The following is a 12,783-nucleotide window of genomic DNA, read 5'->3' on the forward strand; positions in this document are numbered from 1 at the left end:
TGTATGAAAAAACGGAACTGGCGTCTGATGCTGCGCCGGGTGCTGAACCTGGTGTTCAGCCGCATTGTTGTGACCGGCGTGCTTCTTCTGCTGCAGGCGTTCTGGCTGTTTGCGCTGTTCTACTGGCTGGCGGACTACGCCAAATGGTTCGGCGGCGTGGGCGTGGCCATGAGCATTATCATGTGCCTGGCGCTGATCCGGCAGGATTCCACGGTGCCGGAGTTTAAGATCAGCTGGATGATCCTGTTTTCCGTTATGCCGGTGCAGGGCGGCATTTTGTACCTGCTGTGGGGCAACAAGCGCCCGGCGCTGGGCTTGCGCCACCGGCTGGAGCGCGCCGAGGACGCAATGGCCCCGGCGCGGAAGGACGACCCAGACGCCGCGGCGGCCTTGCAGCGGCAGGACCCCCGCGCCGCGCTGACGGCCCGCTACCTGCACGACTACGGCCCGATGCCGGTCTGCGGCGGCACAGCGGCGAAATATTACCCGGACGGGCAGAGCATGTTTGCCGATATGCTGCCCGCATTGCAGGGGGCACAGCACAGCATTTATGTGGAGAGCTTTATCATCGGCATGGGCGAGATGTGGGGGAAGATCCACGAGATTTTGCGCCGGAAGGCCGCGGCAGGGCTGGACGTGCGGGTCATCTACGACGACGCGGGCTGCCTGAGCCTGCTGCCCCACAACTACGCCGAGATGATGCGGGCCGACGGCATCCGGGCGTTCAGCTTCAACCGCTGCGTGCCGATGCTGAACCTGGTCATGAACAACCGCGACCACCGCAAGATCATGGTCATCGACGGGCAGATCGCCTTTACGGGCGGTGTGAATCTGGCGGACGAGTATATCAATAAAATCGTGCGGTTCGGCTACTGGAAGGACAGCGGCGTCCGGCTGGATGGCCCCGGCGCAGCGAGCCTGGCAAACATCTTTTTGACGTTCTGGAAGGCAAAATACCCCGACGAGGACCTGGACGCGGGCTGCGACCTGCCCGCCGCCGTGCCGGTGGAAACGGACTGTCTGGTGCAGCCCTTTGCCGACACCCCGGTGGACCGCGAGGCCGTGGCGAAGAACGTGTATCTGGAACTTATCAACCAGGCGCAGAAGCGGCTGTACATCTGCACGCCGTACCTGATTCTGGACAACGACCTGCTGTCCTGCCTGCGGCTGGCAGCCAAGCGCGGCGTCGATGTGCGCATCTACACGCCCGGCGTGCCGGACAAGCCGACGATCTACCAGCTGACGCGGAGCTATTTCCCGCATTTGCTGCGGGCAGGCGTTAAAATTTACAGCTACACGCCGGGCTTTCTGCACGCCAAGACCTGGCTGGTGGATGACCGCATTGCCGCGGTGGGCACGGTGAATCTGGATTACCGCAGCCTGTACCTGCATTTTGAGAACAGCGTGCTGCTCTACGGCGGCGCGGTGCTGGACGATGTGCGGCGCGATCTGGCGGAGATCGAAAAGGAAAGTGCCGCAGTGACGCTGGCGGACTGCCGGACCGAATTTTTTGGCACGCTGTACAGCGCGGTGCTGCGGCTGGTGGCACCGTTGTGCTGAAGGCGGGGGGAGTCCCCGACGACACGGGGAGCATCCGCTGACGCAAACGGGCACGGAGCGGTCAAGACCGCTCCCTACAAGGTACCCGTGTATGGCAGACCGTAGGGAGGGGTCTTGACCCCTCCGGGAAAGTGGACCGCTGACGCAAACGCCCCGGAAACAGGCGGGCGAGCAATGCTCGCCCCTACAAGAGTTTTTTGACATTCTGAGCAATACGCAAAGCCCGTCCCGGGTCAGACCGGGGCGGGCTTTGTGGTTTCAGGAGGCGTATTCGCGCTCCAGCGTTTCTATAAAATGTACCGGGTCGATGATGCGGAGACCGTCGGCGTTAGGGGCGGCGGTGTCCAGCAGGGTTTGCAGCATTTCCTCGTTTGTCAGGGCAGGCGCGACCTGCCAGCCCAGCGCCATGACGCCGACGCAGTAGGGAATGCCCCAGCTCAAACCGCCTACCGCATCATAGCGGTAGCCGCATTGGCCGGGGACGTATTCCTCGGCTACGGTGCGGTAGGCGCAGGGCAGGCCCAGGCAGAAGGGGCTTTTCCGGGCGGCCAGCATACCGGAGTCATTGGGTAGGCCGGTTTTGCAGGCGGCAGGGCTGTCCCGCCGGGTGAGGTCAAAGGTGGAGGTGCTCAAGGTGAGACGCGCGGAACCTGCAGCGGCACCCTGCGCGGTCAGCACCAGAAGGCAGGCGGCAAGGCGGGAAAGATGTTTCATGAAGGGACCCCTTCCTTATAAAAAGGTCAGGAGCCGCTGGGACCGCGGGAGCTGACGCTTGGGGGCGGGGTGGTGGTGTAAAAGGCAGTGCCGTTTACGGTGCTCTGGGTCATGCCGACCAGGTCGAGGAGCTGGGACTCCGAATAGCGGGCGGCGTCGAGCTTCTCGCAGGTGCAGCGGTAGACGTTGTCGGAGACCGAGACGATGCCGAGCCGCGTCAGGCGGGCCAGCGATTTTTCGAGCGTCTGCGGGTCGGTGCGATAGCCTTTTTCGGTGAGCGCCGCCGCAAGCTGCGCGGCGGTGCTGGGCTTATCTCTGAGCAGGAGAGCCAGCGCAAGCCGATGACCCGTGAGGTAATAGGGGAGCAGACCCCTGCGGAGCCAGATGCCCTTTGGATGCTTCATGGCGGAACACTCCTTTTCTTTATAGGCAATACCGCATAATTCTAAGTGCCGATACGGCGAGCGAGGTGCGGCAGCTGCTAAGCCAAAAGCGCAGATAATACTTTGTGTATTATCGAGCATTTTGGCAACGCAGATGCCGTGCCGCAGCCGCCGGAGCGGTGCTTAAGCCGTAAGGCGGGAATTATGCGGTATTGCCTTTAGTATCGTCATCGTAGCATGGATGGGCGGCGGGTGTCAAGCGGGAAAGCGGAAAGAGAAGCGGAAGTCCGGTTTTTGGGATTGCCAGACGGGAATTTGCAAAAATATATTGACAACTATATGTTGTTGCATTAAGATGAGAGTAACCAACAATACCTGACAGGAGCGGCAACATATAAGGAGGACAGCGATGGACTATAAGGAAAAAGTGGAGTGGCTGGGTCGCTATCAGGCGTCTGTCAGCTGCCAGCACATGCTGGAAGAAGAAATCGAGGTGCTGCGCAGCGACGCCGAGCGGGTGACGGCCTGCATGAGCGGCATGCCCGGGCGCAGCGGCCCTAACGCGGACAGGCTGCCGCGGGCCGTAGAACGTATCGAAGAAGCGCAGAAAAGGCTGGAGCAGCAGCTGGAAAGCTGCATGGAAACGCGCGCGGAAATTATGTGCGGCATCATGACGGTGCGGGATAGGCCGGGGCAGGAGGTGCTGCGCCGCCGCTATGTGATGGGGCAGAATTTTTCGGAAATCGCGGAGGCGATGGGGGTAGTTCAGCGCCGGGCGTACCAACTGCACCGGACGGCTGTGGAGGGGATGGCCGTGCCGAAGCGGGCGTAAAAAAGATTTCAGTAAATTTCCCGAAGATTTCGCAAAATTTCATTGTATTTCACAACCAACAGTGGTAATATGATACCATCGAAACTCGTGAGAGGAAGTGATTCCTCCCGCGGGTTTTTTTATACCCATTCGGGAAAAGGAGGGATGCCGTTGTGTGAGATCGACGCGGACCATGTGCTGGACGAGCTGGCCGAGATCGCCTTTGCCGTCCCCGGCGAGGAGGGCGGTCTGCCGGTCAAGGTGGCCGACAAGCTGCGCGCGCTGGAAATGCTGTACAAGCATCTGGGCCTGGGCGACGGGGCGAAAACAGAGGGGGTGGTCATTGTGGACAGTGAAAGTTAGGAGAGAGGAGATAGGAGAGAGGAGAGAGGCGCCAAGGTGGAAGTGCGGCTGAAGGAGAAGATACCCGGCGTGTTCTGGCCCGTGCATCAGGCGATACGGCGCGGCGAGGTGACCGAGGTCGTGGCCAAGGGCGGGCGCGGGTCCGGTAAGTCGAGCTATCTTTCGATGGAGCTGGTCTGGCAGCTGCTGCGCCACCCGGACTGCCACGCTGTGGTGCTGCGCAAGGTCGGCGGCACGCTGCGCAACAGCGTGTACAACCAGATCGTATGGGCCATCGGGGAGCTGGGGTGCGCGGGGTATTTCCGCTGCACGGTCAGCCCGATGGAGTGCACCTATCTGCCCACCGGGCAGAAGATCTTATTCTTCGGGACGGACGACCCGGGCAAGCTCAAGAGCTTAAAGCTGCCGTTCGGCGCTGTGGGCATTTGTTGGTTTGAGGAGCTTGACCAGTTCGACGGCCCCGAGGAGGTGCGCAACGTCGAGCAGACCGTGCTGCGCGGCGGCAGCTGGACGCTGACGTTAAAGAGCTTCAACCCGCCGGCCATGGCCCGCAGCTGGGCCAACCGCTACGCGCTGGAGACCCGCCCCGGCAAGCTGGTGCACCATTCGACCTACCGCGATCTGCCGCGGGCCATGCTGGGCGAGCGGTTCTGGGCCGACGCCGAGCACTTGCAGCGGATGAACCCGGCGGCGTTCCGCCATGAGTACGGCGGCGAGGTCGTGGGCAGCGGCGCGGCGGTGTTTGCCAATTTGCAGCTGCGGGCCGTGCCGGACGACGAGCTGGAACGGTATGACCGCGTCTACTACGGCGTGGACTGGGGCTGGTACCCCGACCCCTGGGCCTACAACGCCGCGGCCTACGATGCGGCGCGGCGGGTGCTGGTGATTTTTGACGAGCTGACGCGCAGCCGCACGCCGAACCGCGAGACGGCAGAGCTTTTGCTGGCGCGTGGCGCAGGCATGGACGGCCCGCTGACGGCGGATGCCGCCGAGCCGAAATCCTGCGCCGACTACCGCGCCGCCGGGCTGCCCTGCCGCGCAGCCCAGAAGGGCCCCGGCAGCGTGCGCGAGAGCATGAAGTGGCTGCAGGGGCTGGCGGCGATCATCATTGACCCGGTGCGCTGCCCGGCCACGGCGGCGGAGTTCAGTGAGTACGAGTACGAGCGCGACCCGCGGACGGGCGAGGTGCTGCCGGGCTACCCAGACGTGAACAACCACCACATTGACGCGGTGCGGTACGCGGTGGAGGGGGTGTGGAGAAGGAGAGGAAGCTAAAATGTGCTGCGCATGTAGGGGCCGCACATGTGCGGCCCGCAGCCTGGCGAAAACGGAAGTCTGCGGGAAGGCCGCGGGCCGGGCATGCCCGGCCCCTACCGCGTGGCAATGAAGAAAGGAGAGGATGATTTGCAATCCTATTTGGAACAGGCATTTGGAAAAAGTGACGTTACATCTGTCAAAATGCGGGCGGCGGTGCGGGAATGGTTTGATCTGTACTACGGCGTGCCGCGCGCGGGCGAGGATGCCGCGCCCCGTGTGGCGGCGCTGATCGTCGGCAAGCTCTGCCGCACGGTCTTTGCCGAGTACGAGACCCGCCTGCCGCCCGAGGCACCGGACCCGCTGCGCCGCAGCCTGTCGGCGCTGAACGCGGCGGCCAAGACCGCGATGCAGTACGCGCTGGTGGGCGGAGAGTGTCTGCTGAAACCGGTGCCGCGGGACGGGGCGTTCGACTTTGCGGCCATCCGGCGCGACTGCTACGTGCCGCTGGCCCGCGACGCCCACGGCAGCCTTCTGGCCGTCGGCACGATGGAGCGGCACAGCGTCGATGGGCGGCAGTACGCCCTTTTGGAGCGCCGCACCGCGGGCGCGGACGGCCTGACCATCGAAACGCGGCTGTTTGAGCTGAACGGCCAGACATTGGGCCGCTGTGTGCCGCTGGCCACGCTGCCCGCCTGTGCGGAGCTGGTCCCGCAGCTTGTGCTGCCGGGGGTGCAGGGCGTCGGGCTGGCCGTGCTGAAAACGCCGCTGATGAACTGTGTGGACGGCAGCCCCGACGCGGTCAGCATCTACGCCCCGGCGGCGGGGCTGCTGCACGCACTGGCCCGCTGCGAGGAGCAGCTGAACGCCGAATTTGCGAACGGTGCGTCCCGCGTTTTTGCCTCGGAAGACCTGCTGCGCCCCGATGCCCAGGGCCGCCGTGCGCTGCAGGACGATCTGTTTGTCGGTCTGCCGGACGACCCGGCCAATGTCGGCGTGACGGTCTACAGCCCGACATTGCGGGAGGGCAGCTATCTGGCCCGCAAGCAGGATCTTCTGCGCGGGTGTGAGAGCCTGCTGGGCCTGCGCCGCGGCATTCTGAGCGAGGTCGAGACCCCCGCCGAGCCGCGCACGGCGACGGAGATCGCCGCAACGTCGGTGGACTACGACCTGACGATCCGCGACCTGCAGAGCGCGTGGACGGATACGGTGCAGCAGGCCATGGCGCTGTGCAGTGCGCTGGGCGCGGTGTACGGGCTGGACGGTCTGCCGCAGACCGCAGCCCCGGCTATCGACTGGGGCGACGGTGTTTTGTATGACCGTGCGCGTATCTGGGCCGAGCAGCGTGAGCTGGTGGACGCGGGGCTTCTGCGCCCCGAGCTGGCGCTGGCGTGGTATTTTGATTTGCCGCATGAGACCGAGGCGGAGCTGGCTGAGATTCGCCGCCGGTTTATGGGCGATGCAGGGCGGGCGCAATGAGCCTGCCATGCAGTGTGGCGGGGTGAGGTCACCCCGCCCTACGATGCTGCAGAAAGTGAGGTGAAATACAATGGAGAACGAGCAGAACAAGCCGATGCAGACCCCCGCGCCCTATGCCGCGGGGACCGGCAGCGTGCCGGTAGCGCTGGACCGCGACGCCTTTGCGCGGATGGGATACCGGGAGAGACTGGCGCTGAAGAAGGAGAACCCGGAGGTTTATAAAGAGTTGAGGAAGTGAGGGGCGGCGGGAGGAATCCCTCCGCCTCGCTTACGCTCGGCACCTCCCTTTGACAAGGGAGGCTTGTAGGGGGCGGCGTCCTCGACGCCCCGCGGGAGGGGGAAAACCCTCCCCTGCAAATTACGTACACGGGAGTTTGTAGGGCGGCCAGCCCTCTGGCCGCCGCGGCGGGGTCAAGACCCCTCCCCGCAAAGCAAACTGATAAAGGGGCGACCAACAAAAAGCCGGCGGGCCGGGCATGCCCGGCCCCTACCGTACAAAAGTAAAAACACAAAAAAGGAGAAACTATATGTCTGATTTCATCACGAAGCTGTCCGAACTGATCGACCCTGAGGTTATGGGAGATATGGTGTCCGCGCGCATCCCGAAGAAGCTGCGCGTGGCACCGTTTGCCAAAATTGACGATACGCTGCAGGGCGTGCCCGGCGATACCATCACCGTGCCCGCCTACACCTACATCGGCGACGCCTCCGACGTGGCCGAGGGCGGCGAGGTCGCCATTGAGAAGATGACGACCTCCACCCGCAAGGCCACCATCAAAAAGGCCATGAAGGGCATCGGCCTGACCGACGAGGCCGTGCTGTCCGGCTACGGCAACCCGGTGGGCGAGGCCAATACCCAGCTGGCGCAGGCCATTGCCGCCAAGGTCGACAATGACTGCATGGACGCTTTGCAGACCGCAAGCCTGATCTACGACGGCAGCCAGGCCCAGATCAGCTACAACGCCATCGTCGATGCTGTTGACCTGTTTGAGGAGGAGATGGGCTGCTCCGACAAGGTGCTGTTCATCCACCCGAAGCAGGTCACCCAGCTGCGCAAGAACCCCGATTTCCTGAGCGCCGACAAGTACACGCCCGGCGTCAGCCTGACCGGCGAGATCGGCATGATCGCGGGCTGCCGCCTTGTGCCCAGCAAGAAGGTCCCGCTGGCCGAAGGCGTCTACGCCTGCCCCATCGTCAAGCTGGAGGCCGACCCCGAGGCCGACGACGAGATCCCGGCGCTGACCATCTACCGCAAGCGCGAGGTCAACATTGAAACTGAGCGCAAGCCCAAGACCCGCACCACCGAAATCACGGCGGACGAATTTTATGTCGCTGTGCTGTCCAATGAGGCTAAGGTCGTGCTGGCAAAGTTCAAGGCGTAAGGGGGCGTGCGCGTGCCGGATTATACCTTTTACGTAGAGGATTACCTGGGCGAGGACATCCCGGAGAAGGAGTTCCCCCGCTTCATCAGACGCGCCGGGGACGAGCTGCGCCGTATGCGGGAGATGTACGCCGTGGCACCGCGCCAGGGGCTGGACCCGGAGCTGGCCGAGAGCATGGCGCTCTGCGCTGTGGCCGACGCAATGTACGAGTTCGCGCAGGAGGACGAAGCCCGGGGCATTGCGAAGGTGAGCGTCGGCAGCGTGAGCGAGACCTACACCGCGCCGCCCGAGCTGTGCTCCCGCACGTTGGCAGACCGGGCGGCGCATTTCCGCCACGAGGCGGGCTACTATCTGCGGATCGGGCGGTGGCTGCCCCATGAATAAGCTGTACCGCGATACCGTGACGCTCTACCACGCCGACGCGGCGGCGCAGACCGTGGTGCGCACCGTACTGCGGGGCGTCTGCTGGCAGCAGGGCCGCCGGGAGCTGCCCGACGCAGGCGGCACACGCCGGGGCACGGCGCTGCTGGTGGTCATCCCGGAGACGACGGCCCGGTACGGCGCAGACTATACGCTGGCACCGGGGGACAGGCTGTTCCCCGGCGAGGGCCCGGCGCTGACCTGGGCCGACTGGCCGGGCTTTGTGCCTGCGGCGGTGGAGGGTGCGGCGCTGGTGCAGTACGTGCTGCCGATGCGGCTGCGCGGTAAACCGCACCATGTCGAGGCCGGTGCCTGGTGGAACGGAAGCGGAACGGGCGTGAGGAGCCTGACGAGGTGAGAATTTTTTTGGCTTCTCCCCCGGGGGAGAAGCTGCCGCCCGCAGGCGGCTGATGAGGGGCGCGCTTGCGAGCGCAGCCCCTCGGGGAAGGCTTTAGAGAAGGAGGCAAACCATGCTTACAAAAATGACGGCCTTTCTGGCCCGGGCCCCTGCCCTGCAGGGGCTTTCTTTGACGGTGGGGGACGTTGGCCCCGCGCCATACACGGCGGGGCTGTGGTGCCGGGGCATCACGGTGCTGGACCGGCGGGAAAACCTGCTGGGCCGCGTGACACAGCGCTGCCGGGCGGAGTTCACGCTGCGGCTCTGCCTGCCGCGCACCGATGCCGACAACGCCGCGCGGCTGCTGGATCTGCAGACCTGGGCGGCAGCGGAGAGCGCCGCAGGCCGCGGGCCGGTGCTGGGCAACGCGGGGCGCGAGGTCCTGCGCGCCGAGCAGGGCCGCATGGAGCGCGCCGACGCGGGCGGCACGGCGGTCTACACCGTGCGTTTACAAGCGGAATACACACAAGTTTATACGGAGGAAACCACATGAAAATTGAACGCAAGTACATGGCCCACTACCTGAACGCCGCCTTTGGCAGCGGCGACGCCAGCTACACCCGCCTGGGCAGCGATCTGGAGGAATACTCCCCCGAGCTGACCGCGAACGTGGAAAAAAAGTCGAATATCGTCGGTGAGACGACGGTTACGATCAACGGCTACCAGAAACAGGGCGAGGTCAGCCCCTACTACGCCGAGCCGGGCGACCCGCTGTTTGAGCGTCTGCAGGCCATCATCGACGGCGATCTGGTGCTGGATGACCTGAAAACCGACATCGTCGAGGTCAAGCTCTGGGACAAGGATACGGCGGGGGCGTACCCCGCAGTGCGCGAGGAATGCTACATCGAGGTCGTCAGCTACGGCGGTGACACCACCGGCTACCAGATCCCGTTCAACGTGCATTACACCGGCGTCAAGACGAAGGGCACGTTTGACCCGGCAACCAAGAAGTTTACGCAGGCGTGACAGGCAAAAGAGCGGCTGCCGGAAGGCTGCCCCTCATCCGGCGCTGCGGCGCCACCTTCCCCCGAGGGGGGAAGGCTTTGAAGAAAGGAGAGTACGATGGAGCTGAACATTGACACCGGCGTGGAGGAATTCCGCGTCAACGGGCGCGGGGTGCTGCGATTTAACCCGGCAGACCCGAACCTCTACCACCGCTTTTTTGCGGCGGGGGCAGAGCTTGACAGCTGCGACGCCGCGCTGACAAAGGCGCTGGCGGCGCTGGACGGCGACGAGCAGCAGCGCGCCGCGGCGGGGCTGGCCCTGCTGAACGAGTACGACGGCAAGATCAAGAAGCTGCTGACCGGCATCTTTGGCGCGGAGAACGACTTTGACGCGATCCTGGGCGGGGTGAACCTGGCGGGTGTCGGGGCCAACGGCAAGCGTGTGGTGCAGAACCTGTTGGAGGCGCTGACGCCGATCCTGCGTGAGGGCGCCGAGCGCCGCCTGACCGCTGCCGCCGATGCCGCCGCAGCCCGGGCCGATGCCGCCCGCGCCGAGCGGGGCGCAGTATGACCGGGGCGTGGGGACTGCCGATGCAGGCGGAGCTGGGCGGCGTGCGGTATGCCATCCGCAGCGATTACCGCGACGTGCTGGAGCTGCTGCGCTGGCTGAACGGCCAGGCAGACCCGGCGCTGGACCAGAGCGAGCGCTGGTACGTGGCCATGCGGCTGTTCTACCCGGAGTTTGCCGCGCTGCCGCAGCCGCTTTGGCCCGATGCCACGCAGTTTTTGACCGAGTTTTTGGCGGCGGGCCGCCGCGAGCAGCCCCGCCCCGGCCCCGCGCTGATGGACTGGCAGCAGGACGCACCGCTGATCGCCGCGGGCATCAGCAAGGCCGCGGGGCAGGATGTGCGCACGCTGCCCTACCTGCACTGGTGGAGCTTTCTGGCGTGGTTCGATGCCATCGGCGAGGGGAGCTTTGCGACGGTGGTGGCCATCCGTGATAAGCTGCGCCGCGGCAAGCGGCTGGAAAACTGGGAGCTGGACTATTACCGCACCCACCGCGCCGTGGTGGAGCTGCGGGGCGTGGAGAGCGCCGAGGAACAGGCGGAGAAAAGGCGGCTGCTGGAATTGCTGGGGGGATGAGAAATGCAGGAGATAACCTTTGACGAGCTGTCAACACTGAAGCAGCCCTCGGCGTCCCTGCGCACGGCGCTGGATAAAATTTCTGCGGCGCTGGGGAGCGTGGGCGACGCCGGGCAGCAGGCGCGCAACGTTGTGGACGAGCTGCGCGTGTCGCTGCGGGCTGCGGCGGCACAGAGCGTGAAATCGGCCCGCAGTCTGGCAAAATTTGACGAGATCAACCGCCTGTCCGCCCCGGCGGAGGACAAAACGGCGGCGCCGGAAAAGCAAAAAAAGGCCGCCGAGGCCGCGGCGAAGGCCGAGAAGGCCGCAAGATCCACCGCGGCACGCCGCAGCGGTACAGCGGGCAGCGACCTGAGCGGCCTGACGGCAGTCTGGCAGAGCGTGCTGGAGAGCCTGCGCGGTGCGTGGGCGGATTTCTGGGCGTACCTGCAGGAATTTTTTGCGCCGTTCGCCGCAGCGTGGCAGACGGTTTGGCAGGGACTTTCCGCGGCGGCAGCCGGCGTATGGGAGCAGCTCTGCGCGGCGCTCTCTACGGTGGTCCAGCCCGCGCTGGCGCTGCTGGGCACGGTCTGGCAGGGGCTTTGGGCGGGCATGGAGCAGGCGTGGGCCGCCTATGGCCAGCCGATTCTGGACGGCCTTGCGCAGGGGTGGCAGAACGTCGTCGGCATCGTTTCGGCGCTGTGGAGCGAGGTGCTGCAGCCTGTGCTGGTGCAGCTGTTTGACCTGCTGGGTGCGCTCTGGACCGCGCACCTGCAGCCGCTCTGGAACGAGCTGACGGCGTGCCTCGGCGCGGTGACGACGCTGCTGCTGACGCTGTGGAACACCGTGCTGGCCCCGTTTGTGCAGTGGCTCATCACGGCGCTGGCCCCTGTGGCCGTGCAGGTGTTTGCGGCGCTGGGCACGGCGGTGACCGGTGCGGTGGGCATCATTGCGGACGGCATCACGATTGCGCTGGCGGTGCTGCGCGGTATGGCTGACTTTTTGACCGCCGTGCTGCGGGGCGAGTGGGACGCTGCCTGGGCTGCGATGGCCGCGACGGTCTCTACCGTGTGGGGGCGCATCGTCTCCATTGTGCAGACGGCGGTCTCCACGGTGCTGGGCGTTGTGCGCAGCATGGTCGCGGCCATTGCGGCGGCCATCAACGGGCTGCTGTCGGCCATCGGACAAGCCAAAAGCATGGCGGGCAGTGTGCTGGGCGGCGCGGGCAAGCTGGTCAGCAGCCAAAGTGCGCTGCCTGGGCTGGGCTACGCGGCGTCGGTGCCGGTCCCGGCGCTGGCTCAGGGGGCGGTCATCCCGCCGAACCGGCAGTTTTTGGCGATGCTCGGTGACCAGACGACCGGCACGAACGTGGAAGCGCCGCTGGCGACCATCAAGCAGGCCATGGCGGAGACGCTGGCCGGCTGGCAGGGCAGCGCGGACGGCCAGCCCATCAACATTTACATCGGCGAGGAGCTGCTGGACAGCGTCATCGCCAACAGCCAGAATCGCCGCGCCCTGCGCAGCGGCGGGAGGTGAAGCGTGGAAATTCTGAACATTGACGGCACGGCGCTGCCTGCGCCGAGTGCGTACAAGGTGCAACTCTCCGATCTGGACAGCAGCGGCACGGGCCGCACCGAGGACGGCGTTCTTGTGCGGGAGCGGGTGCGCGGCGGCGTGGCAAAGATCAGCGTCGGCTGGGCGGCGCTCTCGACGGCGGACTGCGCCAAGGTGCTGAACGCCACAGCCCCGGACAGCATGACCGTGCAGTATTTTTTTGGCGGCGTGCGCACGGCGAAGATGTACGCCGGGGACCGCACCGCCGACCTGAAGGCCGCCCGCGACGGGCAGGCCGTGTGGGAGGTGGCGGTGAATCTGATCGAGTTTTAATGCAAAATTATGCAGGTGGTAGGGGCCGGACATGTCCGGCCCGCGGCCTTACCGCAACAGGCCGTCT

General features: G+C 65.2%; 17 protein-coding genes. 15 read left to right on the top strand and 2 right to left on the bottom strand.

Translation table 11 applies throughout. From position 1 onward, the window contains the following. Window positions 1-3 precede the first annotated feature (3 nt). Complete coding sequence (gene cls / locus B5D32_RS07290) at window positions 4-1,560, top strand: cardiolipin synthase (RefSeq protein ID WP_143402699.1); 1,557 nt, start codon at window positions 4-6, stop codon at window positions 1,558-1,560. A gap of 258 nt (window positions 1,561-1,818) precedes the next feature. On the opposite strand, the gene B5D32_RS07295 is transcribed toward cls, so the two are convergent. Together B5D32_RS07295 and B5D32_RS07300 are read right to left on the bottom strand one after the other, a co-directional pair. After that, window positions 1,819-2,274 carry a hypothetical protein gene (locus tag B5D32_RS07295; RefSeq protein WP_078784405.1) on the bottom strand — a complete coding sequence of 152 codons (456 nt, stop codon included), beginning with the start codon at window positions 2,272-2,274 and terminating at the stop codon, window positions 1,819-1,821. Between the two features lie 26 nt (window positions 2,275-2,300). Continuing rightward, the gene (locus B5D32_RS07300; RefSeq protein WP_078784406.1) at window positions 2,301-2,678 is read right to left on the bottom strand and encodes a hypothetical protein; all 378 of its coding nucleotides are present in this window, start codon (window positions 2,676-2,678) and stop codon (window positions 2,301-2,303) included. A 388-nt stretch (window positions 2,679-3,066) separates the two neighbouring features. Between B5D32_RS07300 and B5D32_RS07305 the strand changes: the two genes are divergently transcribed. The 14 genes from B5D32_RS07305 (at window position 3,067) to B5D32_RS07365 (ending at window position 12,716) form a co-directional block, all read left to right on the top strand. Beyond that, entirely contained in the window at window positions 3,067-3,489 is a 423-nt protein-coding gene (locus B5D32_RS07305; RefSeq protein ID WP_078784407.1) for a sigma factor-like helix-turn-helix DNA-binding protein, read from the top strand. Between the two features lie 150 nt (window positions 3,490-3,639). Further along, complete coding sequence (locus tag B5D32_RS07310; protein WP_078784408.1) at window positions 3,640-3,831, top strand: terminase small subunit; 192 nt, start codon at window positions 3,640-3,642, stop codon at window positions 3,829-3,831. Between the two features lie 36 nt (window positions 3,832-3,867). After that, on the top strand, window positions 3,868-5,106 hold the full coding sequence (locus tag B5D32_RS07315) for a PBSX family phage terminase large subunit (protein ID WP_078784409.1): 1,239 nt from the start codon (window positions 3,868-3,870) through the stop codon (window positions 5,104-5,106). Between the two features lie 129 nt (window positions 5,107-5,235). Continuing rightward, entirely contained in the window at window positions 5,236-6,564 is a 1,329-nt protein-coding gene (locus B5D32_RS07320; RefSeq protein ID WP_143402700.1) for a hypothetical protein, read from the top strand. A 70-nt stretch (window positions 6,565-6,634) separates the two neighbouring features. Next, the gene (locus tag B5D32_RS15190; protein ID WP_159447002.1) at window positions 6,635-6,802 is read left to right on the top strand and encodes a hypothetical protein; all 168 of its coding nucleotides are present in this window, start codon (window positions 6,635-6,637) and stop codon (window positions 6,800-6,802) included. Window positions 6,803-7,091: 289 nt separating this feature from the next. Continuing rightward, entirely contained in the window at window positions 7,092-7,946 is an 855-nt protein-coding gene (locus B5D32_RS07325; protein ID WP_078784411.1) for a N4-gp56 family major capsid protein, read from the top strand. 12 nt (window positions 7,947-7,958) lie between these two features. Next, window positions 7,959-8,330 (top strand): head-tail connector protein, encoded by a 372-nt coding sequence (locus B5D32_RS07330; RefSeq protein ID WP_078784412.1) that lies wholly within the window; start codon window positions 7,959-7,961, stop codon window positions 8,328-8,330. Further along, window positions 8,323-8,724, top strand: a complete 402-nt coding sequence (locus B5D32_RS07335; protein WP_078784413.1) for a hypothetical protein — start codon at window positions 8,323-8,325, stop codon at window positions 8,722-8,724. Before B5D32_RS07330 ends, B5D32_RS07335 begins: the two co-directional genes overlap by 8 nt. Before the next feature lie 112 nt (window positions 8,725-8,836). Continuing rightward, the gene (locus B5D32_RS07340) at window positions 8,837-9,256 is read left to right on the top strand and encodes a hypothetical protein (protein ID WP_078784414.1); all 420 of its coding nucleotides are present in this window, start codon (window positions 8,837-8,839) and stop codon (window positions 9,254-9,256) included. Further along, window positions 9,253-9,729 carry a hypothetical protein gene (locus B5D32_RS07345; protein WP_078784415.1) on the top strand — a complete coding sequence of 159 codons (477 nt, stop codon included), beginning with the start codon at window positions 9,253-9,255 and terminating at the stop codon, window positions 9,727-9,729. The genes B5D32_RS07340 and B5D32_RS07345 overlap by 4 nt, the downstream gene beginning before the upstream one ends. A gap of 96 nt (window positions 9,730-9,825) precedes the next feature. Further along, complete coding sequence (locus B5D32_RS07350) at window positions 9,826-10,278, top strand: V-type ATP synthase subunit E family protein (RefSeq protein WP_078784416.1); 453 nt, start codon at window positions 9,826-9,828, stop codon at window positions 10,276-10,278. Further along, window positions 10,275-10,850 carry a Gp15 family bacteriophage protein gene (locus tag B5D32_RS07355; RefSeq protein WP_078784417.1) on the top strand — a complete coding sequence of 192 codons (576 nt, stop codon included), beginning with the start codon at window positions 10,275-10,277 and terminating at the stop codon, window positions 10,848-10,850. Before B5D32_RS07350 ends, B5D32_RS07355 begins: the two co-directional genes overlap by 4 nt. 3 nt (window positions 10,851-10,853) lie before the next feature. Next, window positions 10,854-12,365, top strand: coding sequence for a phage tail family protein (locus B5D32_RS07360; RefSeq protein WP_078784418.1), 1,512 nt, complete (start codon window positions 10,854-10,856; stop codon window positions 12,363-12,365). Window positions 12,366-12,368: 3 nt separating this feature from the next. Further along, window positions 12,369-12,716: a DUF6711 family protein gene (locus tag B5D32_RS07365; RefSeq protein WP_078784419.1), complete on the top strand. Its 348-nt coding sequence runs from the start codon at window positions 12,369-12,371 to the stop codon at window positions 12,714-12,716. The last annotated feature ends 67 nt before the right edge of the window (window positions 12,717-12,783 follow it).

The sequence above is a fragment of the Gemmiger formicilis genome (assembly GCF_900167555.1).
GTDB lineage: Bacteria > Bacillota > Clostridia > Oscillospirales > Ruminococcaceae > Gemmiger > Gemmiger formicilis.

Coding starts and splice junctions, on each gene's coding strand:
- cls (WP_143402699.1), top strand. CDS start 4: ATGAAAAAACGGAACTGGCGTCTGATGCTGCGCCGGGTGCTGAACCTG.
- B5D32_RS07295 (WP_078784405.1), bottom strand. CDS start 2,274: ATGAAACATCTTTCCCGCCTTGCCGCCTGCCTTCTGGTGCTGACCGCG.
- B5D32_RS07300 (WP_078784406.1), bottom strand. CDS start 2,678: ATGAAGCATCCAAAGGGCATCTGGCTCCGCAGGGGTCTGCTCCCCTAT.
- B5D32_RS07305 (WP_078784407.1), top strand. CDS start 3,067: ATGGACTATAAGGAAAAAGTGGAGTGGCTGGGTCGCTATCAGGCGTCT.
- B5D32_RS15190 (WP_159447002.1), top strand. CDS start 6,635: ATGGAGAACGAGCAGAACAAGCCGATGCAGACCCCCGCGCCCTATGCC.
- B5D32_RS07325 (WP_078784411.1), top strand. CDS start 7,092: ATGTCTGATTTCATCACGAAGCTGTCCGAACTGATCGACCCTGAGGTT.
- B5D32_RS07335 (WP_078784413.1), top strand. CDS start 8,323: ATGAATAAGCTGTACCGCGATACCGTGACGCTCTACCACGCCGACGCG.
- B5D32_RS07340 (WP_078784414.1), top strand. CDS start 8,837: ATGCTTACAAAAATGACGGCCTTTCTGGCCCGGGCCCCTGCCCTGCAG.
- B5D32_RS07345 (WP_078784415.1), top strand. CDS start 9,253: ATGAAAATTGAACGCAAGTACATGGCCCACTACCTGAACGCCGCCTTT.
- B5D32_RS07350 (WP_078784416.1), top strand. CDS start 9,826: ATGGAGCTGAACATTGACACCGGCGTGGAGGAATTCCGCGTCAACGGG.
- B5D32_RS07355 (WP_078784417.1), top strand. CDS start 10,275: ATGACCGGGGCGTGGGGACTGCCGATGCAGGCGGAGCTGGGCGGCGTG.
- B5D32_RS07360 (WP_078784418.1), top strand. CDS start 10,854: ATGCAGGAGATAACCTTTGACGAGCTGTCAACACTGAAGCAGCCCTCG.